A 25,272-nucleotide genomic window follows, 5' to 3' on the forward strand; every position below is an offset into this window, starting at 1 on the left:
TCCCCGTAGACTCCCTCCCGTGACACGCCGCGAGCCGAGAGGCAAGATGGCTCGGGCGGTCAGCAAGATGCGGTAATCAGGGAGGAAGCGTCGTCGTGAGCAGCAGGCCATCCCGAGGCGCTGCTCGCCTCGCAGCCATACTCGACGCGCTCCCGGACGCGCTGGTGCTGGTCAACGCCAACGGGACCGTCGTGAACGCGAACGCGATCGCGCTCGAGGCCTTCGAGGCGCCAGGCACCGCGCTCGTGGGGCGCGGACTGCTCGATCTGCTGCCGGAGTTCGACTCCCGGCTGATCCCCGGCTCGATGCGCCGACCGGACACCACGGACGAACGCGGACGTACCAAGCCGAAGCGGATGATCGCCCGCCGCACCGACGGCAACGAGTTCCCCGTCGAGGTCACCAGCTCGAACCTGGAAGACAGCCGGCACGCGTACGACGACCGGTTCGGCAGCCAGGGCGGGTACGGCGGCTACGGCAGCGACGAGATGCTGATGATCGTCGTCCGCGATCTGTCGGGCGCGCTCAACACCGAGGCCGAACTCGCCCGTTCGCAGCGGCAGACCGAGATGATCCTGCGGGCCGCGGCGGAAGGCGTCGTCGGCACCGACACCGACGGGCGCGTCGTGCTCGTGAACCCCGCCGCCGCCCAGATACTCGGCTTCCGCGCCAGCGACCTCGGCGGCCAGGAGCTGCACCCCCTCGTCCTGCACTCGCGCGCCGACGGCGAACCCTTCCCGTACGACGAGTCCCCGCTCGCGGACACCCTGCGCTCCGGCCGCAAGCACCGCGTGCGCGGGCAGGTCCTGTGGTCCAAGAGCGGCGAGAAGGTCTCCGTCGACCTGACGACGGCCCCCGTGCGCGACGGCGACCAGCTCGTCGGCGCGGTCATGACGTTCACCGACCGGCGGCCCTACGACGCCCTCTCCGAGAAGTACGAGGCGGCGCTCGCCCGGCACGCCGAGGAGCTGTCGGAGGCCGCCGAGCTGCGCGAGGAGGAACTCGCCGCCGAGCAGGAGCGGTACGCGGCGCTCGCCGAGCGCGAGAAGGACCGCCACGAGGAGCTGGCCGAGCGCGAGCAGTCGCGGTACGAGGCCCTCGCCGCGCGGCACAGCCAGCTCGTCGCCGTCCTCGACCAGTCGCTGCGCGGCCCCCTCGACGAACTGCGCCGCGAACTGTCCGCGCTCGCCGCCGACGACGCGGGCCAGCTCTGGCCCGAGGCCAACCAGGTGCTCCACCATCTGTCGGCCGGATACGCCCGGATGACGACGCTCGTCGACAACGTCCTCGGCTACCAGCGCCTCCAGGCCGGCACCGACCAGCTGTCCCGCACGGCCGTCCCGCTCGACGCCGTCGTCGCCGCCGGTGTCGACGGTGCCGTCGAGCTGATCGGCCCAGGACGCGCCCAGTTCGCCGTGCACGCGCCGCCGATCGAGGTCGAGGTGGACGCACGCCGCCTCGCCACCGCGCTGGCCCATCTGATCGCCGACGTCGCCGGAATCGACGCCACCGGCAACACCCGCGCGGGGGCCGCCGTTCCGGGCGCCCCCGGAGGGCAGGCCGGTTACGTGGACTCGACGGTCGTCGTGGCAGCGGCCCAGCGCGGCGAGGTCGTCCGCATCGAGGTCCGCGGGCCGTACTCCGGCGGGGACCCGGTGCACGAGCCCGTCGTACGCGGCATCGTCGAGGCCCACGGAGGTGTGCTCCAGACGCACGAGGTGCCGGGCATGAACGGCAACGCGTACGTCCTCGAGGTCCCCATGGGCGACAGCGCGAGCGCCATCGCGGCGGGCGCTGTCGGTTTTCCGGTGTCTACGGAGACTGCTGGTTCGGGTGCGCAGGTGCCCGCACAGGGGGCGGGTCCTTCCGGGGGCGCGGGCGGTACGTCCGGCGGGACCGGAGGCGGACGTCGGCGGGCCCGGCGGTCCTCGGTGGACTCGTTCCTGGACAGTGAGGTCCCTGGGGATGACGGTGGCTCGGCCGCTGCCTCCGGGGACGCCGGTTCGGGTGCGGCGGGCGATGACACGGGGTCCGTGGAGGCCGCTGGGTCCGGGACCGGGTCTGGTTCCGGTTCCGGTTCCGGTGGGACCGGGCGGCGCAGGCGGCGCGCTGTGGCCGAGGGGCCTGCGAGTGGCGGCTCGGACGTGGTTGCGGGTGCGGGTGCGGGTGCCGGGGGCTGTGGTGGATCCGGTGACACGTCGGGCGGTACGTCCGGGGGTGCGGGCGGCACCGGACGGCGTCGAGGACGGCCGAGTCCGGCCGAGGGTGCCGTGATGACGGCGGCCGAGCACGCGGCCGGGTCGGCGGCCTTGGGCCAGGCCGTGCCGCCGCAGGGAGTGCCGTCGCAGGCCGGTCCGATGTCGACGGAGGTCGCCGTGGCGTCCGGTCGGCGGGCCCGGCGCGGCGGTGAGCAGCAGGCGCTGGCCGCGCTGCCTTCGGGGACGGGCCAGGCGGCCGGTCCGGAGGCGGGTGCGTCCGGCGCGGCCGGGAACGAGGGCGCGGATCCGCGTACCGGTGGCCGACGGGCCCGGCGCGCGCTGGCCGCGGCCCGGGAGCGTGCCGCCGCGGAGGAGGCCTCCAGCGGGCGGGTGTTCGCGCTGCCCCCGGCCGAGGCGGACCGCGAGGAGGGCAACGGCGCGCCCGGCCGGGCCGAGCAGGTGGGCGGGGCGGCGCAGGAGGGTGCGCTTCAGGGGGGTGGCCCGCACGGTGGTGTGCCCCAGGGAGGCGTGCCTCAGGGCGGCGTGCCGCAGGGAGGCGTGCCGCAGGGAGGCGTGCCGCAGGGCGGGCCCGGGCAGTTGGGCGCCGCGCGCGGTGGGTCCGTGCAGGTCGGCGCCTCGGTGAACGTACCGGCGGGCGTGCAGGCAGGACTTCAGGCGGGGGGCCGTGGTGGCGTACCCGCGCAGGGCGGTGCGCCGGAGGCGCAGGCGCAGGTCCAGGAGAGTGTGACCGCGGGGGCGCAGGGGGCTCGGTCCGTGGGCGCGCAGGGTGCGCGGGCGGCGGGTGCTCGGCGTGGTGCGCCCGCCGGGGCTCAGGGTGGTCAGCCTTCGGGGGCTCCGGGCGGTGCGCCCACGGGGGCTCCGGGTGGTCAGCCTGTGGGCGCTCCGGGAGGTGCGCCTGGTGCGGCGCCCGGCGGGCTGCCTGTGGCAGGGCCCGGCGTCGGCCCCGCCGCGCCCCTGGGCCACGTCGGCCCCACCAGCCCCGCCGGGCAGGACGACACCGGACAGCACGCCGCCGCGCTGCACGACCCGGCCGACGACCACACCCCGCTCCAGCCCCACCCCGCGCAGGCCGCCGCCGCGATGCTGCCCGGTCAGGCCGGTCCGGCCGCGCAGGGAGCCCCGGGGACCCCGGCCGCCCAGCCGCAGGCCCCGACCGGACGGCGGCGCGCGCGGCAGGCTCCGGCGGCCGACGGGACGCTCTCCCAGGGGATGCCGGTCCAGGGCACCCCGGCGGGCGGCACCCCTGCCACCGGCACTCCGGCCGAGGGGACCCCGGCCACGGGTGTGCCGTCGCAAGCTGGTCCGCAGGCCGCTCCGCACACCGGTACGCAGGCCGCTCCGCACGCAGGTCCGCACGCCGACGGAACGCCCGCGCAAGGCATTCCGACGCCCGCACAGGGCGCGGCCCTGCCGCCGGAACGTGATCCACGCGTGCGTGCCGCCCAGCCGCTGCCCGCCGAGGCCGCTCCCGTCGACCCGAACTCGACGCAGGGGCGCGCCATCAGCGTACGAACGCTTGGACAGGGTGTGCCGTTCGGCCGCCAGGCCCCCGCGCAGCCGGGGCAGCCCGGCCAGGGCAGCCAGGCGGGTCAGCCTCAGCAGGCCGGGCAGCCGCCGCAGCCCCAGCAGCCCCCGCAGGCCCACCCCTTGCCGCAGGCGCAGCCCGCGCAGCAGGACCCGTCCCAGGGCGCTCAGGGCGCTCAGGGCGCTCAAGGTGCCCAGACGCCCGCGCAGCCCTCCTCCGGAGGTTCGGGACGCCGCAGGCGGCTGTCCACGCGGCCCGACCCCGCCGCCGACGAGCGCCAGGACGCGGCCCGCCCGCACCCCCAGGCGCAGCCCCAGCCCCAGCCACAGCCGCAGCAGGCCAAGGCACCGGCGCAGCCCCGGCTTTCGCCGACCACGGAGGGCACCGGGCGCGCCTACGCCATCGGCGCGCCGGACGCCGACGCCGACGAGGGCCCCCAGCTCCTGGACGGCCCCGGTGGCGCCGTCGAGGTGTCGAACCAGCCGCAGCCGCAGCCCATGGACGACGAGCTGCCGCCCGAGCCGCTCGACAACCCCCGCCGCCTCCTGGTGTGGCCCGCGCCCGACGTCACCACCCAGCAGGCCCTCAGCGACCGCGGCTACCGCCCGGTCATCGTGCACTCGCGCGAGGAGGTCGACGCGCAGATCGCGGCGTTCCCCGCGGCCCTGTTCGTGGACCCGCTGACCGGGCCGATCACGCGCACGGCGCTGCAGTCGCTGCGCCAGGCGGCGGTCGCCGCGGAGGTTCCCGTCCTGGTCACGGCCGGGCTCGGCCAGGCCTCGCGGGAGGCGGCGTACGGCGCCGACCCCGCCGTACTCCTGAAGGCCCTCGCGCCGCGCGACAGCGAGCAGCACCCGTCGCGCGTCCTGCTGATCGAGGAGCACGAGGAGATCGCGCTGGCCCTGACCGCGACCCTGGAGCGGCGCGGGATGAAGGTCGCGCGGGCCGAGAGCGACGCGGACGCGGTCACGCTCGCCGCGCAGATGCGGCCGAACCTGGTGGTCATGGACCTGCTCCAGGTACGCCGCCGACGTGCCGGAATCGTCGACTGGCTGCGCGCGAACGGGCAGCTCAACCGCACCCCCCTCGTCGTCTACACGGCGGCCGTCGACGAGACCGACCTGCCGAAGCTCGCCGCCGGCGAGACCGTGCTGTTCCTCGCGGAGCGCTCCACGAGCAACGAAGTGCAGAGCCGGATCGTGGACCTGCTGGCGAAGATCGGTACGAACTGACCCCGGCTCCGGGGTCGGACGGGCCCTAGTCGCCGGGTGCCGTGAGGCGGCGGGCGGCGGCGCGGACCGAGGCGCGCAGGCGCGCGCGGTCCGCGTCCTCGCCGCCCACCAGAACCCGCCGCATCTGCGGCACCGCGGAGGCCCATCCGGCCAGCGCGACCAGCATGAACAGCATGTCGGGCGCCGGGATCGCACTCGTCACGACACCGCGCGCCTGGGCCTCCTCGAAGGCGGCGACCTTGCGGTCGTAGTGCGCCTGGCGTTCGTACTCGTGCGGCAACTCCTCCGTGCTGCCGTACTCGATGCCCTCCCAGAAGAGCAGGCGAAGCACCTCGGGATGGGTGGAGTGGTAGTCGATCAACCGGTCCATCCAGCCGTCGATGTCGTCGGCGTCGATGGGGACGCTGACGGCCAGGTCGACCATCTTCTTCTCGAGGACCTGCGCGAACAGCTCCGCCTTGTTGCCGTAATAGGCGTAGATGAGCTGCTTGTTGGCCTTCGCCTCGCTCGCGATGCGGTCGATGCGGGCGCCCGCGATGCCGAACCGGGCGAACTCCGTGACTGCCGCGTCGAAGATCCGGGCCTTGGTGGCCTCGGGGTCTCTCACTCCCATGGGACCAGCGTAAGCGCATCCCGCTTCTAACCAACCGTTTGGTTGCTTGACAGTTGCCGAAGCGGGGGCGCAGACTTTTACAACCAACCAGTTGGTTGCCAGCTGCGGTACGAGAGTGCCATCGGCGGTACGAAGAGGAGCACTGCCACCCATGACCTCACGCATGCCATCCCCGACCAGGACACAAGCCCTGCCCGAGGCACCACCGGGCTCCACCGCGCTGAGGCAGTCCGCGCCCGCCGACCAGGCGCACCCCGGCGGGCTCCCGCCGCGTCTCTTCCTCGTCCTCATAGCCGTCTGCACGGCGGTCACGGCGGCGAACATCTACGTCGCCGCCCCGCTGCTCCCCCTCATGGCCCGGGACTTCGGCTCCACACCGTCGGGCGTCGCGTGGATCGCCTCGGTGGCCCAGTTCGGGTACGCGGCCGGGCTGCTGTTCTTCGCCCCGCTCGGCGACCGCGTGAACCGCCGGCGGCTGGTCGCGGCGCTGTCCCTGGCCACCGCCGCCGCGCTGGCCCTGGGTGCGACGGCCTCCGGCGCGACCGCGCTCGCCGCCGCCGTCCTTGTCGCCTCCGCGGCGACGGTCGTCCCGCAGCTGCTCGTGCCGCTCGTCGCCGCGCGGGCACCGGCGCACCGGCGGGCCAGCCATGTCGCAGCGCTCATAGCCGGACTCTTCACCGGCGTGGTCGCCGCCCGGGTGCTCGGCGCGCTCGCCGGGCAGGCCTTCGGCTGGCGTGCCGTCTTCCTCGGGGCGGCCGTGCTCACGGCGGTGCTCGGCCTGGCCTCCGCGGCCGCGCTGCCCAGGGAGGACCAGCGCCGCGGCGGCCCGCTGTTCGCGGGCCTCGCCCAACTCCCCAGTGTCGTCCGCATGTCACCGGAACTGCGCCAGGCCTGCATACGCCAGGGCGGGATGTACGGCGCGTGGAGCGCGCTGTGGACCTCCCTCGCGCTGCTGCTCACCGGCCACGGGGACGGGGGCTACGGCATGACGACGGGCGCGGCCGGCCTGTTCGGGCTCTTCGGCCTGGCGGCGAGCCTCGTGGCGCCGGTCGCGGGTGGCCTCGTGGACCGGTTCGGCGTGGCCAAGGTGGTGGCGTCGGCGTACGTGCTCGCGGCGGTGTCGGTGCCGCTGTTCTGGCTGGGCGGCCAGCGGCTGTGGGCCCTGTGCGCGGCGGCGGTCGCCGTCCACGCGGCGCTCGTCGCGAGCCACATCGCCAACCAGACGCTGGCCCTGACCACCACCTCCACCCCGGCGGTCGCCAACACCGCCTATGTGGTGGCGGGTTTCGCGGGCGGCGCCATGGCCTCGGCCCTCGCGGGCACGGCGTTCACACACTGGGGCTGGCACGGGGTGTGCGCGGTGGCGGCGGGCTGCCTGGCCGTGGGGTGGGGGGTGACGTCGCTGCGGACACGGCGATGAGCGGCAGCGGGACACGACGGTGAGCGGACGGGGGGCACGGCGGTGAGCAGCAGGGGCGCGGCGGTGAGGCGCTGCCCCGCGAGCCACGCCCGCGGGGCACCCGTACCGTGCCGTGCGCTGCCGTACGGCAGCCGGGCGTCAGAGCTGGGTCACATCCAGCTCGCCCGCCGCGTACTGCCTGCGCAGCACCTTCTTGTCGAACTTGCCGACGCTGGTCTTGGGGACGGCCGGGACGATCGCCCAGCGCTCCGGGAGCTGCCACTTGGCGACGCGGGTGGCGAGGAAGTCGCGCAGGGCCGCGTAGTCGGCGGTGGCGTCCTCCTTGAGGACGACGGTGGCGAGCGGGCGTTCGCCCCACTTGGTGTCGGGGACGGCGACGACCGCGGCCTCGGCGACGTCCGGGTGGGACATCAGGGCGTTCTCCAGCTCGACGGAGGAGATCCACTCGCCGCCGGACTTGATGACGTCCTTCGCGCGGTCGGTGAGGGTCAGGAATCCGTCGGCGCTGATGACACCGACGTCGCCGGTCTTCAGCCAGCCGTCGGAGCTGAACTTGTCCTCGGGCCTGAGGGCTTCGCCGCCCACCCCGCCGTAGTAGGAACCGGCGATCCAGGGTCCGCGCACCTCCAGCTCGCCCGCGGACTCGCCGTCCCAGGGCAGCCGGCTGCCGTCGGGGCCGACCAGACGACCCTCGACACCGGCGGGGAAGCGGCCCTGGGTGAGGCGGTAGGCGAACTCCGCGTCGGTGCCGATGGCGTGCGCGGGCGGCCGGGCGACCGTGCCGAGCGGCGAGGTCTCGGTCATGCCCCAGGCGTGGCAGACCCGCATGCCGAGCCGGTCGAAGGCCTCCATCAGGGAGGGCGGACAGGCCGAGCCGCCGATGGTGACCTGCTTCAGGGAGGCGACGTCGCGGGGCTTGGCGGTGAGTTCGGCGAGCAGGCCCTGCCAGATGGTGGGCACGGCGGCGGCGTGCGTGGGCCGCTCGGACTCGATCATCTCCGCGAGCGGCGCGGGCTGCAGGAAGCGGTCCGGCATCAGCATGCCGACGCCGGTCATGAAGGTGGCGTGCGGCAGGCCCCAGGCGTTGACGTGGAACTGCGGCACGACGACGAGGCTGAGGTCGGCGTCGGTGAGGCCCATGGACTGGGTCATGTTGACCTGCATGGAGTGCAGGTAGATGGAGCGGTGGGAGTAGACGACGCCCTTGGGGTCGCCGGTGGTGCCGGAGGTGTAGCACATGGCGGCGGCACGGCGTTCGTCGAGCTCGGGCCAGTCGTAACTGGTGGGCTTGCCCGCGATGAGTTCCTCGTAGTCGTGGACGCGGACGCGGGCGCCGTCGAGGAGGGAGAGGTCGCCGGGGCCGGAGACGACGAGGTGCTCGACGGTCGGAAGCCGGTCGAGGAGGGGGGCGATCAGGCCGAGCAGCGAGCCGTTGACGATGATCACGCGGTCGGCGGCGTGGCCGACGATCCACGTCAGCTGGTCGGCGGGCAGCCGCAGGTTGAGGGTGTGCAGGACGGCGCCCATGCAGGGGACGGCGAAGTACGCCTCGACGTGCTCGGCGTTGTTCCACATGAACGTCCCTGTGGCGTCGCCCTCGCGGATTCCGAGGTCGTCGTGCAGGGCGTGGGCGAGCTGGGCGGCTCTGGCACCGATGTCCCGGAAGGTCCGGCGCTGCGGAGCACCGTCACCGGTCCACGTGACGACCTGCGCATCCCCGTGCACGGTCGTCCCGTGGTCGAGGATGCGGGTCACAGTCAGCGGTACGTCCTGCATGGTGCTCAGCACGGCGTCCTCCTGGTGGGCGGCACAGGCGACCGGGTGATCCCGGCGCTTTACCTGCTAGTAGCCCCAGATTCTTGCCGCATACCGTGCGGTATGTCACTACCGCGGGAGCACCTGAAGGGAAATTGACCGCGAAGGCGCGAAGGCGCGAAGACCCGAAGGAGCGGGTGACGTGCATGGCCCCCGTCGGCCCCGGGCCGGTGGCGCGGAGCGGTGCCCGGCGGAGCACGCACTCGGCGGGCCGACACCCGGCGGAGCCTGACGCTCACGGGGGAGCCGGACGCTCGGGGGAGCCGAACGCTCGGGGGGAACCGGACGCCCGGGGGAACCGGCGGCCCGGCGGAAGCCCGCGTTCAGCGGACCGGCGTCAGCTCCGGGTCCTCACGGAGCTTGCCGAGCGCACGCGACACCGCGCTCTTCACCGTGCCGATGGAGACCCCGAGCACCTCGGCCGTCTGCGCCTCGCTCAGGTCCTCGTAGTACCGCAGGACGACCATCGCCCGCTGCCGCGCGGGCAGCTTCATGATCGCGCGCCACATCGCGTCGTGCAGCGCCTGCTGCTCGGCCGGGTCGCCGGCCGGCACGGTCTCGGGTTCGGGCAGCTCGTCGCAGGCGAACTCGTCGACCTTGCGCTTGCGCCACTGCGACGTGCGGGTGTTCAGGAGCGCCCGGCGCACATAGCCGTCGAGCGCCCGGTGGTCCTCGATCCGGTCCCAGGCCACATACGTCTTGGTCAGCGCCGTCTGCAGCAGGTCCTCGGCATCGCTCGGGTTCGCCGTCAGCGACCGGGCGGTGCGCAGCAGCACCAGCTGGCGGGCCCGGACGTAGGAGGCGAACGACGGGTAGGCGGAAGGACTCGTGGTCCGCGTCGCGGCCTTCGATGCGCTGGTGCACACGGACACCATGGATGCGGTCATGGCTCCACGCTAGAAGCGACCCCTACATCAGCGGATCGGCCGCAGGTCCCGAAGGCTTGTCCGCCTCAGGTTGTACGAGGGGAGCCAGCCCCACCTCCTGAAGGTGGAGGAGGTGGGCCTGACCCCTGCGGGTTCAACCCTGAGGTGTACAAAAGCGCCTGGCGGCGGGGGTCGGGGTCCGGGGGCGTACGCGCCCGGCGGACGGCGGGCGCGCGGGAACCGGCGACGGCGGCCGCGGCCGGACGGGTGCGCGTGCGGCCCGATGGTCCGGGTGGGCCCGTGGTCCCTGAGGAAACCCCTGGGCCGCGCCGCCCGCCGACCGGCCCGTCGGCCCTAGCCCAGCGTGGCCACCGGTGCGTCCACGAGGTTGCGGTCGATGGTGATCGTGCGCCCCCCGTGCCGCTCGGTGACGTTGCCCGCGTACTGGTGGATCCGGCCGCCCGGCAGCCAGGCGTCCCGCCCGAGTGCGGGCTCGCCGTACAGATCGGGCTCGCCGTTCCAGCGCGCGAACCACATCACCTCCGGCAGGTCGTCGACGCCCTGCCGCCGGGCCTCGTCCATGTGCCGTACGCCGGAGTTCGCGCTGCTGTAGAAGCCCGGTACGTAGCCCTGGCTGCGCACTTCGCGGTTCCAGGCGCGGACGAACGCGAGGGTGTCGCGGGCGCAGGCGCGGTCGCTCTGGCGGTACGACTCCATGTCCAGGTACAGCGGGCTCTCCGGCGCGATGCCGAGGTCCTGGGCCTTGCCGACCGCGTCCCCTCCTTCCCTGGCGCCCTGCCGCGCGGGGTTCTGCCCGATGCGGACGTGCTGCTTGTTCTGTGCCACGACGCACGGCGACTGCGACCCCACGTACAGCGGCAGCACCCCCCAGCCCATCTCGTCGACCGACCGCAGCCAGTCCCTGCTCAGGTGCTGCTGGTTCGGGCAGGCCCGGCCGCGGCCGCCGAAGTACACCCCGACCGCCCCGTAGTCCGACTCCCGCCAGCGCCGCATGGTGTCGGCGGACGGCGCCTGGCAGGTGTCGAAGGCGCGGCCGTAGAAGGCGGCGCCCGCCCGGCCCGCGGTGGTGGCGCGGGCGAGGCCGGGGTCCGGGCCGGGCGGCGGCCCGCCGGGCGGTGTGATCGTGGTCGTCGTTGTCGCGGCCGAGCCCGACTCCGTGTCCATGGCCAGTGTCGCCAGGGCCAGGCCCAGCACGATTCCCAGAAGCTTCTTTCGATGGCGCATGCAGCGAGTGAACGGGCCGGGGCCGCCGCCGAGCGCGGGACACGCGCCGCGTTCAGCCGTCCGCCGCCAGAATCAGCCCCGATGTGGGGACACCGGTGCCCGCCGTGACGAGGGCGCGCGCCGCGCCGGGTATCTGGTTCACCGCCGTGCCGCGCACCTGCCGGACGGCCTCGGCCACGCCGTTCATCCCGTGCAGATACGCCTCGCCGAGCTGACCGCCGTGGGTGTTCAGCGGCAGCAGTTCCTTCGCCACGAACTCCGCCGCCGCCCCCGGCTCGCAGAACCCGAACTCCTCCAGCTGCATCAGCACGAACGGCGTGAAGTGGTCGTACAGGATCCCCACGTCCATGTCTCCGGGCGCCATCCCCGACGTCCGCCACAACTGCCGCGCCACCACGCCCATTTCGGGCAGGCCTATGAGGTCGTCGCGGTAGAAGCTCGTCATCTGCTCCTGGGCACGGCCCGCGCCCTGGGCCGCGGCGGCGATCACGGCGGGCGGGCGCGGCAGGTCCCGGGCCCGCTCCACGCTCGTCACGACGACCGCCTGGCCGCCGTCCGTCTCCTGGCAGCAGTCCAGGAGCCGCAGCGGCTCGACGATCCACCGCGAGGCCGCGTGGTCCGCGAGCGTGATGGGTCTGCCGTGGAAGTACGCCGCGGGGTTCGTCGCCGCGTACTTCCGGTCGACGACCGCCACCTGGCCGAAGGCCTCCGGCGTCAGGCCGTACGTGTGCAGATAGCGCTGGGCCGCCATCGCCACCCACGACGCGGGCGTGAGCAGCCCGAACGGCAGCGACCAGCCGAGCGCCGCGCCCTCCGCCGACGGCTCCCGATGCCGCACCCCGGAGCCGAAGCGGCGGCCCGACCGCTCGTTGAACGCCCGGTAGCACACGACCACTTCGGCCACCCCGCTCGCCACCGCGAGGGCCGCCTGCTGCACGGTCGCGCAGGCCGCGCCGCCGCCGTAGTGCACGCGGGAGAAGAAGGAGAGGTCGCCCATCCCCACCGCCTGCGCCACCGTGATCTCCGGGCTGGTGTCCATCGTGAACGTCACGAGGCCGTCCACGTCGTCCGGGCGCAGCCCCGCGTCGTCGAGCGCGGACCGCACCGCCTCGACGGCCAGCTTCAGCTCGCTGCGCCCGGAGTCCTTGGAGAACTCCGTCGCCCCGATGCCGACGACCGCCGCCCTCCCGCCGAGGCTGTCCTTCTTCCGTACGCTCATGCGTCACCCCCGGCCCCTGCGCCCGCGGTACGCACCGGCCCGGCGGGCACCGTCAGCGTGACGGTGCCGGTCACGTGCTTGCCGATGCTGTTGGCACCGACGACGTTGACGGTGACCGTCGCCGTCCCGCCCTCCGCCGCACCCTCAGCGCCCACCGCACCCTGCTCGACCTGCTCGACCGTCCCTGTCAACGTCATCGTGTCTCCGGGGTAGTTGGGCGCCCCCAGCCTGATCGCCACCTTCCTGAGGGTGGCTCCGGGGCCGAAGCAGTCCGTCAGATACCGCCCCACCAGGCCGTTGGTCGTGAGGATGTTCATGAAGATGTCGGGGGAGCCCTTCGCCTTGGCCAGCTCCACGTCGTGGTGCACGTCCTGGTAGTCCCGCGAGGCGATGGCCCCGGCGACGATCAGGGTGCGGGTGACCGGGATCTCCAGGGGCGGCAGCGTGTCCCCCGCGCGCGGTGCGGATGCGGTGCTCATACGGACTCCTCCGTCTCCTCTGTCGTCTCCCCGGCCGTCTCCTCCGTCGTCTCCTCCGTCGCGATCAAGTCGCCCAGCTCGGCCAGGACTTCGCCGCCGCAGCCCAGGTAGGCGTCCAGCTGACGGCCCCACAGGAAGTGCCGGTGCACCGGGAACTCCACGTCGGCGCCCACGCCGCCGTGCAGGTGCTGGCCCGCGTGCACGACGCGGCGGCCCGCCTCCGACGCCCACCACGCGGCGGTCAGCGCGTGCGTGCCGTACGTCAGGGCCTCGTCCCTGCGCCACGCCGCCTCGTACGCCGTGACCCGGATCGCCTCCGTGTCCATGTACGCCTCCGCCGCACGGAGTTGCACCGCCTGCTTCGCCGCGAGCGGGCGGCCGAACTGCTCCCGCTCGTTGGTGTACGCCACGGCCCGGGCCAGCGACCCCGCGCACACCCCGGCCTGCAGCCCGGCGAAGGCGGTCCGGGCGGTGGCCAGCACGTCGTCGTACGCGACGCCCGCCGCCCCGATGTCCCCCACCCGTTCGCCGCGCACCCCCTCAAGCACCAGCCGCCCCGCCCGCCACGGCGCCGTCAGCTCGACCGGCTCGCACCGCACGTCCGCCGTCCGCACCAGCCACAGACTCTGGTCCGCCGCGGCCACGAGCACGACCGTCGCGTCCCGCAGCCACGGCACCCACGCCACCGTCCCGCTCAGCCTGCCGCCCTCGACCCACACCCGCCCGCCACCGCCGCCGCCCCCGCCACCGCGCGCGGGCAACGCCCCCGTCGCCACCTCCGTCCCGTCCCGCAGCCCCGGCAGCAGCCTCGCCCGCTGATCCGCCGAACCGTGCGCCGCCACCGCGAGCAGTCCGTACACACAGCTCACCGCGAACGGCACCTGCGCCGTCGTCCGGCCCTGCTCCTCAAGGAGCAGCACCAGGCCGAGCAGTCCGACCTCCTCCACCGCGCCCGGCAGGCCCGCCGCGCACAGCGCCTTCCACAGCTCGGCGTCCGTCCCGGTGCCCGCCGCCACGAGCCGGTCCGGTGTGGACAGGTCCCCGAAGATCCGCGCGGCCAGGTCCCGGGCGGCCGTCTGCTCCGGTGTGGGCGTGAAGTCCATGTCAGCGCCCGCCCCTTCCGGAGCCCCCGCACGCACGGCCGACCACCCCGGCCGGGGCCGCGTCCGGACCGCCGTCGGGACCGCCGCCCGGACCGCCGCCCGGACCGCCGTCCGGCGCGAGCGGCCGGAACAGCGGCAGCTCAAGGTCCTCGTCGACCCGCTGGAACTCCAGCCGCACCGGCATCCCGATCCGCACCCGGTCGTGCTCCACCCCCACCACCTGGCTGATGATCCGCACCCCCTCCGCCAGCTCGACGAGCACGACCGCGTACGGCCCCGCCGTGTCGGTGGCCCGGTCAGGCGCGGCGAAGGCCGGGAACGGCGGGTGGTGCATCACCACGTACGAGAAGACCGTGCCCTCGCCGCTCGCCTCGACCGTGTCCCAGTCGGGCGAGCCGCAGGCGTTGCAGCCCGGCAGCCAGGGGAAGCGGAGGCGGGCGCAGGAGCCGCAGCGCTGGATCAGGAGCCGGTGCCGGGCCACGCCCTCCCAGAACCCGGCGTTGTCCCTGTTGATCACGGGTCGCGGCCTCCTGCTCCGCTCCGGGGCGCCCGGCCCCGCGACCCCAGCCGCAGGCGCAGGCGCAGGCGCAGGCGCAGGCGAAGCCGATCCCAGCGCGCCCGCCCCCTTCACCCGCCGCCGCGCGGGCACGTACTTCAGGATCCGGAAGCGATGCGTCCCCGCCGGCTCGCCGTCCGCGCGGACGTCCATCCGCGTCGTCACGAAGTACCCCGTGCCGAGCTTGGTCGTCTTGCGCTCCGAGACCGACTCGATCACCGCGTCGAAGGTGATCTCCTCCCCGGGGCGCAGCGGACGCGCGTACTCCTGCTCGCAGTCGGTCGCCACCACCGAGGCGTACCCGGCGTCGTCGAGCAGGGCGAACAGCTCGTCGTACGCCTCCGAGCGGCCGCTGTGGCCGGAGAGGCCGCCCATCGTCCACACCTGGAGCATGGTCGGCGGGGCCACGGCCTCCGGGCCGGTGTACGCGGCGTGGGTGTCCCCCATCGCCTCGCACCAGTGCCTGATCATCGGCTCGTTCACCGGGTCCTTGCCGCGCCCGCCGACGGCTGCGGCCTGCCCTTCGTACGCCCTCAACTTCTCGTACAGCTCGTCCGGCTCGCGCGTGTCCGGTCCGCCGAGTCCGCCCGCGTCGTCCCCGCCCCTCATCGTCGCCCCCTCCGCATCCCGAGCCGCATCGTCGCCACGATCTCCCGCTGCACCTCGCTCACCCCGCCCCCGAAGGTGTTGATCTGCGCCGCCCTGTTCATCCGCTCCAGCTCCCCGTCCCCGGCCGTCCCCTGTGCCAGGGAGCCGGGCGAACCGGCCCGCACGAGCCCCGCGTCCCCCGCGATCTCCTGACATATTCGGTACACCTCGACCGCCGATTCGGTTCCCACGAACTTCACGCCGCTCGCGTCCCCCGGGGCCGGACCCCCCGCCTCCACATCACCCACCAAACGCCAGTTGAGCAGGCGCGTCGCGGCAAGTCGCGCATGCGCCTCCGCCAGTTTCAAACGGACCCACGGAGCGTCAATCCGGCGCTCGCCGCTCACCGGATCGGGTGACACCGCCGCCGTGCGTGCCGCCACGTAGAAGTCCTCGGCCTGCATGCCGATCGCCGCGAGCGCGATCCGTTCGTGGTTGAGCTGGTTGGTGATGAGGTCCCAGCCGCCGTGCTCCGCGCCGACGAGGTTCCCCGCGGGCACGCGCACGCCGTCGTAGTACGTGGCCGTCGTCGTCTGGCCGCCGACGGTCTCGATCGGGGTCCAGGAGAAGCCCGGCGCGTCGGTCGGCACGAGGAGGATCGAGATGCCCCGGTGCCTGGGCGCGTCGGGGTCGGTGCGGCAGGCGAGCCAGATCCAGTCGGCGTTCTGGGCGTTGGAGGTGAAGCTCTTCTGGCCGTCGATCAGCCAGTCGCCCCGCCGGTCCGCCGTGCGGACGGCCCGGGTCCGCAGTGCGGCCAGGTCCGTGCCCGCGGACGGCTCGCTGTAACCGATCGCGAAGACGGTTTCCCCGCTCAGGATCCCGGGAAGTAAGGCGGCCTTCTGTTCCTCGGTCCCGTACTTCATCAGGGTCGGCCCGACGGTGTTCAGGGTGACCATCGACACGGGCGCGCCCGCGCGGTACGCCTCGTCGAAGAACACGAACTGCTCGTCGGCGCCGCGCCCCTGGCCCCCGTACTCGACGGGCCAGCCGAGGCCCAGGTATCCGTCCGCGCCGATGCGGCGCAGGAGCCGCCGCTGCCCTGCCTTGTCGTCGCTCGCGGGCGGCCCTTCCGGCATCAGCTCGCGGAAGTACGCGCGCAGTTCGGCGCGCAGGCACCGCTGGCGTTCGGTGGGGGCGAGGTGCACGGCGGCGGCCTCTCCTTCTCGTACGGCTTCTCGTACGGCTTCTCGTACGGCCGCGTACGGGCCGTCTGCCGGGAACGATTTCTGACTGTCCGTCAGAAACAGAACCGGCGTCAAGGCCCCCGCGCACACCCGCACACCGAGGAGACCCGGCGGGAACGCGTCCCAGCACCCCCGGACGCAGCTGCGCGGCGGTGCCCGAGGCACCGCCGCGCAACTGTCACATCACCCCTTGGAGCAGACCCCGAGGATCACTCCCCGACGAGGCCCGAGATCACCACAGTTCGCTGAAGTTGACGGCGACGTTCGCGTTGCTCTGGTCGATCTCCGTGAACGCGGAACCGTTCACCTGAGCCGTGTTGCTCTGGTTCGAGGCGCCGTTGCCGACCGCCTGCTGCTGCGTCGTGGACGAGTTGCCGTTGTTGTCGTCGCCGACGCCGCTGCCGCTGACCGTGGCCACACCGGCGTTGGATCCGTCGTCCGCGAACGAGCCGTTGTCGGCCATCGCAACGCCGGAGAAGAGGGCGGCGGCGAGGGGCAGGGCCGCGACAGCAGCGAGGGCGCGGGCGGTACGGATGCTTGCCATGTCATTCCTCCAGAACGGGAGATACGCACCGGCGGGAAGCCGGATGCGCCTCAAGTAGCGCTTGCTCCAAGGCGGTTGGCCGACCGCCTCGGTTCTGCATCTGCACGACGTCGCGAGACCAGAGTTGCCCATGGCATCCCCGGCGAACCACCCCGGAAGGCTCGATTCCCCCGCAAGCGTGAGGACAAGTCGATAAACACGCTTTGCGCCCCCGAAGTCGCAGCTCAGCGCCGTCCCGGTGGCCGAGGCCAGGCGCCGCACGGGCTGAAGCGTTCCCGCATCCGGCCGAAGTCGGGGGCGCCGTCCGCGTCCGGCGCGCCACCCCGGGCCACCCCCCTTCCTTTCATCGAACGTTTGTACGAAACTGAGGGCATGGCCCCCATCGACCGCCATGCCGCAGACCGCGCCGCCGACCACACACCCCGCCACCCGGCGGAGCCCCACAGGGCCGAGCCCCACACGCCGGAGCACCGGGCCGACCGCCGCACCGCCACCCTCGCGCTGGCCCACGCCCTGACCGCCGCCGAGCGCGGCCTCGCCGTCATCCCGCTGTCGCGGACGAAGCTCCCGGCGCTGCGCTCCCCGCACCACGACGAGGCACGGCACCACGCCGTCCCGGGCGCGCACGCCGCCCTGGACGACCACACCGCCCCCGGCGACCACACCGCCCCGGGACACCCCGCCTCCCCAGGGCACCGCGGCATGCCGAGGCACCGCGACGCCCCGCACCCGCCATCGCCCTGCCGCGGCGAGTGCGGCCGCATGGGACACGGCGTGTACGACGCGTCGACCGACCCGCACCGCATCCGCGAACTGTTCGCCGCCGCGCCCTGGGCCTCCGGCTACGGCATCGCCTGCGGACTGCCGCCGTACCACCTGATCGGCATCGACCTGGACACCAAGTCGGGCGTCGACGCCCCCGCCGAACTGCGGGAGTTGGCGTTGCGGCACCTGTTCACGATCCCGGAGACCGTCGTCGTGGCGACGCCGAGCGGGGGCCGCCACATCTGGCTGGCCGGCCCGCCCGACACCGTCGTACCGAACTCCGCGGGCCGCCTGGCCCCCGGCATCGACATCCGCGGCGCGGGCGGCTACCTGGTCGGCCCGGGCTCCCGCACCGAGCACGGCGTCTACAGCGCGGTCCCCGGCACGGCCCACCTCCCGCCGGCCACCTGTCCGCCCGCGCTCCTGCGGCTGCTCACCCCGTCACCCCGCCGCCGCCCCCGGCCCGCGCACGCGGGCGCCCCCGCGGACCCCCAACAGGGCCAGGGCCTGGTCCAGTTCGTCCTCGCCGCACACGAGGGCCAGCGCAACACCCGCCTGTTCTGGGCGGCATGCCGCGCGTACGAGAACGGCTTCGGCGAGGCCCTCACCGCACCCCTCACCGACGCGGCGCTCCGCGTCGGCCTCACCGCACGCGAGGCGGCCTCGACAATCGCCTCGGCGGCCCGCCTGACGGGCCACGCGTGACACGCACCGTCACGCCACGACCGCCGGGGCCGCGCTCAACGCGCGCCCGTCACCCACCCTCCCGGACCTTCGACACCGTCCTACCGGGCGGCGACGGCCGGTCGATGAAGACGACCGCGTACCTTCCCTGCGCACCACGGTGAACACGCCCCGTACCCCGGGCACCCCGCTCGGAATCACCGGAACGCCACGACCGCATCAAGGCGATGTTCGGGCTCATCCGCCCTCATCGGAAGAACGCCGCGGTCCGGGATCTGTACGACCACGCCCGGACGGTCGCACATCCCGCCTTGGTCAGTTGAGTCGTGTGAGTCGTGCTGGACCACAAAGCGGAAGGGGTGGGGTGACCGGAAGTTCCGGTCACCCCACCCCTTGAGGCCTCGCGGCCAGATCCTGCGGTGGGTGTGGGATTTGAACCCACGGTGGCTCGCGCCACGACGGTTTTCAAGACCGTTCCCTTAGGCCGCTCGGGCAACCCACCCCGCGCCCCTGGGCCGCTGATCGGCCGGTGGCGCGGGGTCAAGAGTAGCGGGTCAGCTGTCGCCCTTGCGTGCGCCCAGGACCACGTCGGTGGTGCGCTCCTTGCCATCGCGCTCGTAGGTGATCTTGACGGTGTCGCCGGGGCGGTGGGTCCAGATCTGGCCGATGAGGGTGGGGCCGCTGTCGATGACCGTGTCGTCGAGCTTCTTGATGACGTCGCCGGACTTCAGGCCCGCCTTGGCCGCCGGGCCGCCCGGCTCCACCGCGGCGCCGGAGCCGCCCGCCGCCCGGTCGGAGATGGTCGCGCCGTCCGAGGTGTTCGCCAGGGAGACCGACGCGCCGATCACGGGATACGTCGCCTCGCCCGTCTTGATCAGCTGCTGCGCCACGTTCTTCGCCTGGTTCACCGGGATCGCGAAGCCCAGGCCGATCGAGCCGGACTGGCCGCCGCCGCCCATGCCGCCGCTGTCGGCGGGCTTGATCGCGGAGTTGATGCCGATGACCGCGCCGCGGGCGTCCAGGAGCGGGCCGCCGGAGTTGCCCGGGTTGATGGACGCGTCGGTCTGCAGCGCGCTCATGTACGAACTCTTGCTGCTGCCGCCGTCGCTGGAGGTCACCGGGCGGTTCTTCGCGCTGACGATGCCCGTCGTGACCGTGTTCGACAGGCCGAAGGGGGCGCCGATGGCGATCGTGGAGTCGCCGACGGCCACCTTGTCGGAGTCGGCGAGCGGCAGCGGGGCGAGGTCCGAGGGCTTGTTCTTGAGCTTGATGACCGCGACGTCGTACCCCTGGGCGCGGCCGACGACCTCGGCGTCGAACTTCTTGCCGTTCGAGAACGTCGCCGACAGCTTGCCGCCCTCGGCCGCGGACGCCACCACGTGGTTGTTGGTGAGGATGTGGCCCTGCTTGTCGTACACGAAGCCCGTGCCCGTGCCGCCCTCGCCGCTGCCGCTCTGGGCCTCGATGGTGACGACGCTCGGCAGCGCCTTGTTCGCGATGCCCGCGACCGAGCCGGGCTCCCGCTTGAGGTCGGCGGGGCTGTCCGACGCGGAGACCGTCGTCGAGTCCGTGCTGTCGTCGTCGTTGCGGTCCGCCGCCCAGAAGCCGAGGCCGCCGCCGACACCGCCCGCGATCAGCGCCGCCGCGAGCACCGCGGCGACCAGACCGCCACGCCGGGCGCCCGGCTTCGGCGCGGCCGGCTGCTCCGCGGTCCAGGACGCGCCCCAGCCCGTGCCTCCGGCTCCGGCGCCGTCCTGTGCGTACGACGGCACGGCCGGGGGCGGGGGTGGCGGCCACGCGCCGGACGGCGACGCGGCGGCGGGGGCCGGAGCGGCCTGGCCGTACCCCGCGCCGGGCTGCCCCGCCTGGGTGTACCCGCCGCCCGACTGGCCCGCGCCCGCATGCCCTGCCGTGTGCGCGTACGGATCGGGGACGTGCGGTGCCGGGGCGGGAGCCGGGGCCGACGGGGGCGGGGTGCTCGCGGCGGGAGCCTCGGCCGGGGCGGCGGGTCCGGACGCGGCGGGGGCCTCGGCGGGGGCGGGCTCGGGCGCGGCGGGCCGGTCCGCCGGTGGCGTCGGCGCCGGGGTGTCGGGGGTGGAAGCAGCGGGAGTGTCCACCGGCACGGGAGGTGCGGACGGGGCCGGGGGTACCTCAGTGCCCTCGTTCTCGGTGCTCACAGCTTCTTCTCCTCGGTCCACGCTGTCGTACTCGGTCACGGCCTGAGAGCAGCAGACGATCATTTCGGTTCACTTTTGTCTGTAGTCAGCTTTTCCCATGGGCTGTCAGGGCACCATAAGCCGATGCTGTGCGTTCACGGCGGGCGAAACCAACCCATACGGAAGGCGCAACCGGTCAGCGGTGGCACGATGACGCGGTGACCCACGCACGACAGCCCCACATCCAGGTCGTCGCCCACCGCGGAGCCTCCGAGGACGCCCCGGAGCACACGCTGGCCGCGTACAAGAAGGCGGTCGAGGACGGCGCCGACGCCCTCGAATGCGACGTACGGCTCACCGCGGACGGCCATCTCGTCTGCGTGCACGACCGCCGCGTCAACCGCACCTCGAACGGCCGCGGCGCCGTCTCCGCCCTGGAACTCGCCGACCTCGCCGCCCTCGACTTCGGCTCCTGGAGATACGGCGGCGACCCCGGAGACACGGAGGGCCCCGACTGGGACGAGGGGCAGGACCCCGCCGACCCCAGGGACACCTCCGTACTCACCCTGGAACGGCTCCTTGAGCTGGTGGCCGAAAACAATGCCTCCGGGCGCCGCGTCCAGCTCGCCATCGAGACCAAGCACCCCACCCGCTGGGCGGGCCAGGTCGAGGAGCGGCTGCTGCACCTGCTGAAGCGCTTCGGCCTCGACTCGCCGCCCGCCGACGGCCCCTCGCCCGTGCGCGTCATGAGCTTCTCGGCGCGTTCGCTGCACCGCGTGCGCGCCGCGTCCCCGACGCTGCCTACCGTCTATCTGATGCAGTTCGTCTCGCCCCGCCACCGCGACGGCCGTCTCCCCGAGGGCGTACGGATCGCGGGTCCGGGGATCCGGATCCTCCGCAACCACCCCGGGTACGTCGCCAAGCTCAAGCGGGCCGGGCACCAGGTGCACGTGTGGACCGTCAACGAGCCCGCCGACGTCGAGCTGTGTGTCCGCCTCGGGGTCGACGCGATCATCACCAATCGCCCGAAGCAGGTTCTGTCCCAACTCGGCCGCGCCTGACGCCCATTACGGGGAGTGCACCGGCGCGTTCGGTGCGTATGCGACCGTGTCGAGTGCGTCACCATCGCGGTGTTGGCCGGTTTCCGGTCCAGTCCATTGGGGCATTCACACCGTGGCGTGGGGCAAAGGAGGTCTCGGGGGTGGCGTTTGTGGTGGCACAGGAGGTGCCCACGTCGTCGAGCATGGCCGTACCCCATGGTCCTGCGGGCGTGGGGGAAGCCAGACACCGGATGCGCGATCAACTGCGCGGCAACGGAGTGTCGGAGTCGGTCATCGACGACGCCGTACTGATCCTTTCCGAACTCCTCAGCAACGCCTGCCGGCACGGCAGGCCGCTGGGCGAGGGACTCAACGGGGACGGCGACGACGGAGACGTACGCGCCGCGTGGCGCGTCGAGAAGACCGGTCGGCTCACGGTCGAAGTGACGGACGGCGGCGGCCCGACCCGCCCGATTCCGGCCACTCCTTCGGTCACCGCCCACGGCGGCCGCGGGCTCAACATCATCACCGCCCTCGCCGAGGCGTGGGGAGTGCGCGACGACACCCGCGGCGAGGTCACCGTCTGGGCCCTGGTGCAGTCCGGGCACCGCCACGAGGACTTCGCTACGCGCGTCGCCGCACCGTCGGCGGCGGCCGCCACGGCCGCGATATCCGACCTCGGCTTCGCGGACCCCTTCGACGACGTGGACTGAGCGGGGCCGCACCCGCTCCTCCGGACGCCCACCGGCGAACGGCTAGGCTCGCGCCCGTACGCAAGCGAGCCGTAACCGGGAGACACCCACGATGGCCAAGAAGCGCCCGCAGACCAAGGGCAACCAGGGCAGCAAGGGCAAGCAGCCGCAGCTCAAGGACGGCGAGGTCCCGGTCGTCGGCGCCCGGGAACCCTGCCCCTGCGGTTCGGGCCGCCGGTACAAGGCCTGTCACGGCCGGGCCGCCGCGCACGCCGTGACCGAGCTGGTGCAGCGCCCCTTCGAGGGCCTGCCCGGCGAGTGCGACTGGGTGGCCCTGCGCGAGCTGGTCCCCGCCGCGACCGTCGAGCTCACCCTGAAGGACGGCCTTCCCGAGGGCGTGCCCTCCGTGACCCTCGCGACGGTCCTGCCGATGGCCTGGCCCGCGCTGCGCCGCGACGACGGCTCGGTGCTGCTCGGCCTGCAGAACGACACCTCCTCCGGCGACATCAGCCGCGACCTCGCCGACACCCTCCAGCGCGCCCTCACCACCGAGCCCGGCCAGCCGGTCCCCGGCCGCCGCGCGGTGTCCGGCGACGGCCCGCGCCTGCAGGAGCTCCTCGACGAGAAGAGCGCCTTCGAGCCGGTCGTGCACCCGGGCTTCGAGTTCTGGGTGCCGGACGCGGAGAACACCACGCCGGAGGTGTCGGCGTCCCTGGAGCGGGCGAACGCCGCCGCCATCCCGACGGTCAAGCTCTCCGGCGTGGACGCCGCCTACTGGTGCGAGACACCGGAGAAGAACCACCTGCGCTGGGTCATGCCGCACCCCGAGGAGCAACTCCTCGACGCGCTCGCGCGGCTGCACGCGGCCGGTGCGTCGAGCCTCGGCGAGGGCACCCGCCTTGTCGGCTCCTTCCGCGCGCACGGTCTGACGGTGCCGGTGTGGGACCTGCCGAGCGGCATGGGGGCGAAGGACATCGAGCAGCCCGCCGCCGAGTTCGCGTCGCGCCTCGCGACGGCCCTCGCGGCGACGGAGCCGCTGACTCCGGAAGAGCGCAGGGCACGCGGCGGCCTCACCAACCGACAGGTCACCCTCAGCTGACCTCCCAGGGGTCCGGGAGCGCGGCGCGCGGCCGGGCCGCACTGACCCACCAGTCAGTCGGAACGGAACGCGTGACTCCCGTCACAACTCCCCTTGGACACAGGTAAATCCCTGTCCGGATAACTGAGATCGAATTTGCCAAGCGCCGATCTCTTGTTACCGTTCAGGTAGCCCGGTTGCTGGTGCATCCCCCGTCGCCAGCAACCGGGCGTTTCTGTGCCTGGTGCACACCCGGTGGCCGTTCAGCGGTGAACGACCTTCCCAACTGCACCGGAACATCGCTCAGTTGCTGCCGGAGCGCAGCAGAAGCGCAGCCGAGCCCGCGCGGGCGAACTCCGCCACCGCCGTGTACCGCGCCGCCGTTCCCGCCGTGCGCTCACGGGGCGTCTCGCACGCCGCCGGCTCGTCGTCGGCGCCCACCGCGCAGTGCATCTGCACCGTGCGCCCCTTCGGCCCCATGACGCTCAGAACGGCCTTCAGCGCCTCACCCGTGGCGTTGCGGTAGTAGGTACGCGCCCACGTGTCGTCGGCCTGGGACAGGACGCAGGTCTGGGCCTCCACGCCGTGCGGGGAGGAGAGTTCGGGGCCGCACCGCGCGGTGGTCTCCCGCGGGGGCGCGGCGTCGTGCGCGGGGCGCGCGGGAGCGACCGGGGCGCCGGGCTTGTCCTGCGGCCGGGACGACGCCCCGGACGGCGCGGTGGGCGGTGACGGGGAGGGCGCCGTGGACGGCGGTGCCCCGGCGGGCCGCTTCGCGTCGTCACGACGTACGGGGTCGGGGTGTGCGGGGTCATGACGTGCGGAGTCACTGAGCACGGGCCCCGCGGAGGCGCCGGCGAGCGGCACGAGCACCGCGACGGCCACGACTCCCAGGAGCGCGAGCAGGCGGGGGTTCACGGCCGGGCGGGGGTGCATGGCCCGAAGATAACGACGATGGGCACGCGGAGCGTTCACCGCGCGCCCAATGCCCTACAACTCGGGGGCGCTCACACCCGTACGAGTGAGCGCGTCGACCACCGCGTCGACCACGGCCTCGACGTCGGGCACCCAGGGGGCGGCCGAGCCGCGCAGGGGCGCCCGCTCCCAGCGGACCTGGCCCCGGCCCGTCTCCGACGGCGGCAGCGCCACGTACCCGCCGTCGCCGTGGAAGCGCAGCGAGCCCGGGACCCAGTCCTTGGCGTACAGGAGCGCGCCCAACTGTTCCATCGAGTACGGCACGACGAGGATGAAGACGCGGGCCGGGGTGGCCACGACCGGGCCGATCCTGACGCCCGCCTCGTCGAGCGCGGCGAGGGCGCGCGCGCCGGCCGCCGCGGGCAGGCTCACGGCGCAGGGGGCGCGGCCGCCGGTGGCGAGGAGCACCGGTGCGCCGGGGCGGTTGGTCCACCACCAGCGGACCATGCGCTCGTCGGTCGTCGCGGCGAGCAGGCCGGGGTCCAGCGGATGGGCGCCGGGGAAGCCGCACTCGGGGTCGGGGCAGGCGCAGCGCAGCGCGCCTTCGGTGTCGATACCACGCCTGACCTGGCTGTCGATGCCGACGCCTGGCAGCACGGGCCAGCGCCACACGGTCGCGAAGGTGATGGCCGCGCCGAGCAGAGCGGGACTCTGGTCAGACTTCCTACCGATTCGCCAGGACAGGAGCCTGCGTCGCCTTCCGAGGATCTCGCGCATGAGCGCTCGTTCCTTTCCGTTACACGCAGAGGGACACTTCGGGCCACATCACACCATGTGTGGATCACTATCGACGTGCGTACGAGGTGCGCGTACTAGGTGCATGCAAGTGCGTACAGGTGCGTACAAGCTGGCGCATCACACCCCAGCCTGCGGCATGGGGCTCCCCTATGGGCCGAGCGTTGACGTGGCGTGGGGTGGCGGCGCCTGGCGTTTGCCGTCCCGCGTATTTCTTGCCGCCCGTGCCGCGGGAGGATGGGGCACGGCCGCCGTGGGTTAAGACGCTCGGGTCCGCCACCAGGTTCCGGGCGTCCCGCAACTGCCCCTGGCCATCACCGAGTACGTACCCATCGCGACCGCTGTGACGCTCCTTCGAACAATGTCAGTCGACCGCAATATGCCGTTCCCTGCAACAGTTTTCAGACAAGTTCTCAAGATCGCTGACAGTTCCCGGAATTCACTCCCGTCCCACTGGACACCAGGAATCCCCGCAGGACAAT

At 73.5% G+C, this 25,272-nt stretch carries 19 protein-coding genes and 1 tRNA gene; 6 read left to right on the plus strand and 14 right to left on the minus strand.

The window, feature by feature from the left end:
* The first annotated feature begins 95 nt into the window (after positions 1–95).
* Entirely contained in the window at positions 96–4,976 is a 4,881-nt protein-coding gene (locus tag OO63_RS07760) for a PAS domain-containing protein (RefSeq protein ID WP_078619004.1), read from the plus strand.
* A 25-nt stretch (positions 4,977–5,001) separates the two neighbouring features.
* Here OO63_RS07760 and OO63_RS07765 read toward each other — a convergent pair whose 3' ends face one another.
* On the minus strand, positions 5,002–5,589 hold the full coding sequence (locus OO63_RS07765; RefSeq protein WP_030357873.1) for a TetR/AcrR family transcriptional regulator: 588 nt from the start codon (positions 5,587–5,589) through the stop codon (positions 5,002–5,004).
* A gap of 151 nt (positions 5,590–5,740) precedes the next feature.
* Between OO63_RS07765 and OO63_RS07770 the strand changes: the two genes are divergently transcribed.
* Positions 5,741–7,009 carry an MFS transporter gene (locus OO63_RS07770; RefSeq protein ID WP_234311117.1) on the plus strand — a complete coding sequence of 423 codons (1,269 nt, stop codon included), beginning with the start codon at positions 5,741–5,743 and terminating at the stop codon, positions 7,007–7,009.
* A 138-nt stretch (positions 7,010–7,147) separates the two neighbouring features.
* Here the strand turns inward: OO63_RS07770 and OO63_RS07775 are convergent, their stop codons facing one another.
* The 9 genes from OO63_RS07775 to OO63_RS07815 form a co-directional block, all read right to left on the minus strand.
* Positions 7,148–8,797, minus strand: a complete 1,650-nt coding sequence (locus tag OO63_RS07775) for a long-chain fatty acid--CoA ligase (protein WP_030357871.1) — start codon at positions 8,795–8,797, stop codon at positions 7,148–7,150.
* Between the two features lie 350 nt (positions 8,798–9,147).
* Positions 9,148–9,711 (minus strand): SigE family RNA polymerase sigma factor, encoded by a 564-nt coding sequence (locus OO63_RS07780; RefSeq protein WP_030357870.1) that lies wholly within the window; start codon positions 9,709–9,711, stop codon positions 9,148–9,150.
* 333 nt (positions 9,712–10,044) lie between these two features.
* Positions 10,045–10,935 carry a DUF1906 domain-containing protein gene (locus OO63_RS07785; protein ID WP_078619005.1) on the minus strand — a complete coding sequence of 297 codons (891 nt, stop codon included), beginning with the start codon at positions 10,933–10,935 and terminating at the stop codon, positions 10,045–10,047.
* Positions 10,936–10,987: 52 nt separating this feature from the next.
* On the minus strand, positions 10,988–12,154 hold the full coding sequence (locus tag OO63_RS07790) for a lipid-transfer protein (RefSeq protein WP_030357868.1): 1,167 nt from the start codon (positions 12,152–12,154) through the stop codon (positions 10,988–10,990).
* Positions 12,151–12,633 carry a MaoC family dehydratase gene (locus tag OO63_RS07795; RefSeq protein ID WP_030357867.1) on the minus strand — a complete coding sequence of 161 codons (483 nt, stop codon included), beginning with the start codon at positions 12,631–12,633 and terminating at the stop codon, positions 12,151–12,153. The genes OO63_RS07790 and OO63_RS07795 overlap by 4 nt, the downstream gene beginning before the upstream one ends.
* Positions 12,630–13,736 carry an acyl-CoA dehydrogenase family protein gene (locus OO63_RS07800; protein WP_051810645.1) on the minus strand — a complete coding sequence of 369 codons (1,107 nt, stop codon included), beginning with the start codon at positions 13,734–13,736 and terminating at the stop codon, positions 12,630–12,632. The genes OO63_RS07795 and OO63_RS07800 overlap by 4 nt, the downstream gene beginning before the upstream one ends.
* Before the next feature lies 1 nt (position 13,737).
* The gene (locus OO63_RS07805; RefSeq protein WP_078619006.1) at positions 13,738–14,901 is read right to left on the minus strand and encodes a bifunctional MaoC family dehydratase N-terminal/OB-fold nucleic acid binding domain-containing protein; all 1,164 of its coding nucleotides are present in this window, start codon (positions 14,899–14,901) and stop codon (positions 13,738–13,740) included.
* Positions 14,898–16,085 (minus strand): acyl-CoA dehydrogenase family protein, encoded by a 1,188-nt coding sequence (locus OO63_RS07810; protein ID WP_030357864.1) that lies wholly within the window; start codon positions 16,083–16,085, stop codon positions 14,898–14,900. Before OO63_RS07810 ends, OO63_RS07805 begins: the two co-directional genes overlap by 4 nt.
* A 271-nt stretch (positions 16,086–16,356) precedes the next feature.
* Complete coding sequence (locus tag OO63_RS07815) at positions 16,357–16,668, minus strand: hypothetical protein (RefSeq protein WP_030357863.1); 312 nt, start codon at positions 16,666–16,668, stop codon at positions 16,357–16,359.
* A gap of 372 nt (positions 16,669–17,040) precedes the next feature.
* Between OO63_RS07815 and OO63_RS41380 the strand changes: the two genes are divergently transcribed.
* Positions 17,041–18,138 carry a bifunctional DNA primase/polymerase gene (locus tag OO63_RS41380; RefSeq protein WP_078619007.1) on the plus strand — a complete coding sequence of 366 codons (1,098 nt, stop codon included), beginning with the start codon at positions 17,041–17,043 and terminating at the stop codon, positions 18,136–18,138.
* Between the two features lie 396 nt (positions 18,139–18,534).
* On the opposite strand, the gene OO63_RS07825 is transcribed toward OO63_RS41380, so the two are convergent.
* Both OO63_RS07825 and OO63_RS07830 read right to left on the minus strand, forming a co-directional pair.
* Positions 18,535–18,619 (minus strand) — tRNA-Ser (locus OO63_RS07825).
* Positions 18,620–18,671: 52 nt separating this feature from the next.
* Positions 18,672–20,294 (minus strand): S1C family serine protease, encoded by a 1,623-nt coding sequence (locus tag OO63_RS07830; RefSeq protein ID WP_030357861.1) that lies wholly within the window; start codon positions 20,292–20,294, stop codon positions 18,672–18,674.
* 197 nt (positions 20,295–20,491) lie between these two features.
* Here OO63_RS07830 and OO63_RS07835 point away from each other — a divergent pair, with 197 nt between their 5' ends.
* The 3 genes from OO63_RS07835 (at position 20,492) to OO63_RS07845 (ending at position 23,104) form a co-directional block, all read left to right on the plus strand.
* Complete coding sequence (locus OO63_RS07835; RefSeq protein ID WP_030357860.1) at positions 20,492–21,334, plus strand: glycerophosphodiester phosphodiesterase; 843 nt, start codon at positions 20,492–20,494, stop codon at positions 21,332–21,334.
* 38 nt (positions 21,335–21,372) lie between these two features.
* Entirely contained in the window at positions 21,373–22,026 is a 654-nt protein-coding gene (locus tag OO63_RS07840; protein WP_199819478.1) for an ATP-binding protein, read from the plus strand.
* Positions 22,027–22,117: 91 nt separating this feature from the next.
* Entirely contained in the window at positions 22,118–23,104 is a 987-nt protein-coding gene (locus OO63_RS07845) for a DUF5926 family protein (protein WP_030357858.1), read from the plus strand.
* Positions 23,105–23,386: 282 nt separating this feature from the next.
* On the opposite strand, the gene OO63_RS07850 is transcribed toward OO63_RS07845, so the two are convergent.
* Both OO63_RS07850 and OO63_RS07855 read right to left on the minus strand, forming a co-directional pair.
* On the minus strand, positions 23,387–24,016 hold the full coding sequence (locus OO63_RS07850; protein WP_078619009.1) for a hypothetical protein: 630 nt from the start codon (positions 24,014–24,016) through the stop codon (positions 23,387–23,389).
* A gap of 54 nt (positions 24,017–24,070) precedes the next feature.
* Complete coding sequence (locus OO63_RS07855; RefSeq protein ID WP_030357856.1) at positions 24,071–24,772, minus strand: bifunctional DNA primase/polymerase; 702 nt, start codon at positions 24,770–24,772, stop codon at positions 24,071–24,073.
* Between the last annotated feature and the right edge of the window lie 500 nt (positions 24,773–25,272).

The organism is Streptomyces alboflavus (assembly GCF_000716675.1).
In the GTDB taxonomy this organism is placed as follows: Bacteria; Actinomycetota; Actinomycetes; order Streptomycetales; family Streptomycetaceae; genus Streptomyces; species Streptomyces alboflavus.